Origin of the sequence: Phytoactinopolyspora endophytica (genome assembly GCF_004138495.1) — a bacterium.
In the GTDB taxonomy this organism is placed as follows: Bacteria; Actinomycetota; Actinomycetes; order Jiangellales; family Jiangellaceae; genus Phytoactinopolyspora; species Phytoactinopolyspora endophytica.
Genome location: NZ_ML142861.1, coordinates 139,840 through 143,870, shown reverse-complemented (window position 1 = coordinate 143,870; position 4,031 = coordinate 139,840). Strand labels below are relative to the sequence as shown.

The following is a 4,031-nucleotide window of genomic DNA, read 5'->3' as shown; positions in this document are numbered from 1 at the left end:
TCGCGTTGCCGACCTCCCAGCGGAGGCGAGAACGTGGCGTGCGGAGCTTCCGGTGTTCTTCAAGGAGCTCCCGGAGAGGGCCGCTGGGCTGCCTGACCGGGCCCGCGACGCGTTCACCTGGGAACGTCGGCACGAGTTGATGACCGAGATTCCCGCCAGGGTTCGCGACGTCGCCAACCAGGCGGTGCAGCAGACCTCGAGAACCTATGACGACTTCGCCGGTCGCGGCGAGAGCGTCGTCGCAAAGCTGCGTGACGAGTACGAGAACACCCTGGGTGACCGGGTGGTCGCGATCCGCGGCCGGGTGGCGGACGCCGCCGACGACGTTGCCGATGCGGCCGACAAGGTCGCCGACGACCTGAAGGACCGTCAGCAGATCGACGAAGTGCAGGACCGAGACCAGTAGGCCGGCCCACGGTCAGTAGCCTCCGCCGCCACCGGTCCGTACCGAGGCGGCGGGGGCTGGGTCCACCGCCGTCCCACGCGGCGGACGGCCGATCTGGCGTGATCTCTTGTAACGCGTAGAGTGGTCTCGTGGACTTGTTCGGTGACTTCCAGTCTCTGCTCCTTGCCGGGCTGGCGGTTGTGGCGTTGGGGATGAAGACGTACGCGCTGATCGACGCGGTGCGCGTGCCCACCGCCGCTTTCCCAGCTGCCGGCAAGCTCACCAAGCCGATCTGGCTGGCCATCCTCGTGGTGGCACTCGTCATCGAGCTTGCGGTCTTCCCCAGCCCGCTGTTCTTCGGTAACTTGCTCGGCACGGTCGGTGCCGCGGTGTACCTGGTAGATGTGCGGCCCGCCGTGCGTGCCATGGGCGGTGGCCGGCGTGGTTCCTCCAGCGACGGTCCTTACGGCTCTTGGTAGTGACGAGTCGTCACGCACAGTTGCATGGTGCTTCGCCCGCAGCGAACGTACGCATCAAGTGGGTCCTGGAGTGGAACATCGAGGACCATGCGTGGTGTTCTTGAAGCACAAGACCAGCAGACTGGTAGAACAGATCGGAATCACAGCCCGCTCACTCTCGGTGAACAGCCGAGGGTTCTGGGGGTAGACGGAGATAACATCGAGGGGTTAGCTGGGGGCAAGCCCTCCACAGCCGGCCACTCGGCAAGGGAGCGCCACTGATGTTCGAGAGGTTTACAGACCGCGCAAGGCGCGTCGTCGTCCTGGCACAAGAAGAAGCCAGGATGCTCAACCACAATTACATCGGCACCGAACACATCCTCCTCGGGCTCATCCATGAGGGTGAGGGTGTCGCGGCCAAGGCGCTCGAGAGTTTAGGCATCTCGCTTGAAGCTGTGCGCCAGCAGGTCGAAGAAATCATCGGTCAGGGCCAGCAGGCGCCGAGCGGGCACATCCCGTTCACTCCGCGCGCCAAGAAGGTGCTGGAACTGAGCCTGCGTGAGGCACTGCAGCTCGGCCACAGCTACATCGGCACCGAGCACATCCTCCTCGGGCTGATCCGCGAGGGCGAGGGCGTGGCCGCGCAGGTGCTGGTCAAGCTCGGTGCCGACCTCAACCGGGTCCGCCAGCAGGTGATCCAGCTGCTCTCTGGCTACCAGGGGGGCAAGGAGGCCGCCACAGCGGGTGCCGGCCCACAGGGCGAGGCGCCGTCGAGTTCGCTCGTGCTCGACCAGTTCGGCCGTAACCTCACTCAGGCTGCCCGGGAAGGCAAGCTCGACCCGGTGATCGGTCGTGAGAAGGAGATCGAGCGGGTCATGCAGGTGCTGTCCCGCCGCACCAAGAACAACCCGGTGCTGATCGGTGAGCCCGGTGTCGGTAAGACCGCCGTCGTCGAAGGACTCTCGCAGGCCATCGTCAAGGGCGAGGTGCCGGAGACGCTGAAGGACCGGCACGTGTACACGCTGGACCTCGGCGCCCTGGTGGCGGGTTCCCGGTACCGCGGTGACTTCGAGGAACGGCTGAAGAAGGTTCTCAAGGAGATCCGCACTCGAGGCGACATCGTCCTGTTCATCGATGAGATCCACACCTTGGTCGGCGCCGGAGCCGCCGAGGGCGCGATCGATGCCGCCAGCATCCTCAAGCCGATGCTTGCCCGCGGCGAGCTGCAGACCATCGGTGCCACCACGCTCGACGAGTACCGCAAGTACGTCGAGAAGGACGCGGCGCTCGAGCGCCGGTTCCAGCCGATCCAGGTGCAGGAGCCGACCCTGGCGCACACCATCGAGATCCTCAAGGGCCTCCGGGACCGCTATGAGGCTCACCACCGGGTCTCGGTCACCGACGGAGCATTGGTGGCGGCGGCCCAGCTGGCCGACCGCTACATCTCCGACCGGTACCTGCCGGACAAGGCGATCGACCTGATCGACGAGGCCGGCGCCCGGCTGCGTATCCGCCGGATGACCGCGCCGCCGGACCTGCGTGAGTTCGACGACCGCATCGCCGACGTGCGTCGCGAGAAGGAAGCTGCGATCGACTCGCAGGACTTCGAGAAGGCGGCGTCGTTGCGGGACAAGGAGAAGCAGCTGATCGCGCAGAAGATCGAGCGCGAGAAGCAATGGAAGGCCGGTGACCTCGACGTGGTCGCAGAGGTCGATGATGAGCTGATCGCCGAGGTGCTGGCGTTCGCCACCGGCATCCCGGTCTTCAAGCTGACCGAAGAGGAGACCTCCAGGCTGCTCCACATGGAAGATGAGCTGCACAAGCGGATCATCGGCCAGGAGGACGCCATCTCGGCGCTGTCCAAGTCGATCCGGCGTACTCGTGCCGGGTTGAAGGACCCGAAGCGTCCGGGCGGTTCGTTCATCTTCGCCGGTCCTTCCGGTGTCGGTAAGACCGAGCTGTCCAAGGCGCTGTCCGAGTTCCTCTTCGGCGACGAGGAATCGCTGATCCAGCTGGACATGAGCGAGTACTCCGAGAAGCACACGGTCTCGCGGCTGTTCGGTTCGCCTCCGGGTTATGTCGGCTACGAGGAGGGCGGCCAGCTGACCGAGAAGGTCCGCCGGCGTCCGTTCTCGGTGGTGCTGTTCGACGAGGTCGAGAAGGCGCACCCGGAGATCTTCAACTCGCTGCTACAGGTGCTCGAAGACGGTCGGCTCACCGATGCCCAAGGCCGGGTGGTGGACTTCAAGAACACCATCATCATCATGACCACCAACCTTGGCACCAGAGACATCGCCAAGGGTGTCAACCTGGGCTTCTCGGCCGCCAACGACGAGGAAGCCAGCTACGACCGGATGAAGGTCAAGGTCACGGAAGAGCTCAAGCAGCACTTCCGGCCTGAGTTCCTCAACCGTGTGGATGACATCATCGTCTTCCACCAGCTCACGCCGCAGGAGATCATCCGGATCGTCGATCTGATGATGACCGGCCTGGATGAGCGGCTGCGGGACAAGGACATGGGCCTGGAGCTGACCACGGCCGCCAAGGAGCTGCTGGCCAAGCACGGCTTCGACCCGGTGCTGGGGGCACGGCCACTGCGCCGCACCATCCAGCGCGAGATCGAGGACACGCTTTCCGAGAAGATCCTCTTCGGCGAGCTCAAGTCCGGCGAGATCGTGGTGGTCGACGTCGAGGGTGAGGGCCGCGAGGCTCAGTTCACCTTCACAGGGACCGAGAAGTCCGATCTGCCCGACCTCGCTCCGGTGGAAGCCGGCGCCGCGGCTCCGAGCTCCGGTTCGGCGGCAGGCGAGTCGTCGTCGGCGGGTGAGCAGACGAGCTAGGGGCTGGCCGGTCCTGCCGGTCGCCTGACAGAACGGCGGGGCCCCTACCTTCACGTAGAAGGTAGGGGCCCCGCCGTTTGTTACTGAGGGTCAGCTGTCGGACTCTGCGTCCCTCGGCCGGCACGTCCTCGGCGTCGTCTTAGCTGCCGTCATCCTGTAGGTCGATGTCGCACTCTTCCTGCACACTGGCCTCGATGTTGGTGGAAGCTGAGTCCATGTTGGTCATCAGCTCGACCGTCTCCTCGTCCTCTTGAAGCTCCGCGACGGCCTCCATGTCGTTCATATCGATGTCGGCGTACACCTCCATCCCCTCGACCATCGTGTTCCAGTCCTCCTCGACATCGCTCG

General features: G+C 65.1%; 3 protein-coding genes and 1 pseudogene. 3 read left to right on the top strand and 1 reads right to left on the bottom strand.

Translation table 11 applies throughout. The features are described from left to right. The 3 genes and pseudogenes from ELR45_RS22900 to ELR45_RS22890 form a co-directional block, all read left to right on the top strand. A pseudogene (locus ELR45_RS22900) lies at positions 1–406 on the top strand (hypothetical protein); the annotation flags it as partial. A 128-nt stretch (positions 407–534) separates the two neighbouring features. Then, positions 535–864, top strand: a complete 330-nt coding sequence (locus tag ELR45_RS22895; RefSeq protein WP_205857082.1) for a DUF2516 family protein — start codon at positions 535–537, stop codon at positions 862–864. A 260-nt stretch (positions 865–1,124) separates the two neighbouring features. Further along, a complete protein-coding gene (locus ELR45_RS22890) occupies positions 1,125–3,683 on the top strand; it encodes an ATP-dependent Clp protease ATP-binding subunit (protein WP_129668407.1) in 2,559 nt (852 codons plus the stop codon). 139 nt (positions 3,684–3,822) lie between these two features. On the opposite strand, the gene ELR45_RS22885 is transcribed toward ELR45_RS22890, so the two are convergent. Continuing rightward, the coding region (locus ELR45_RS22885; protein ID WP_165368027.1) for a hypothetical protein at positions 3,823–4,031 on the bottom strand (209 nt) is incomplete at its 5' end.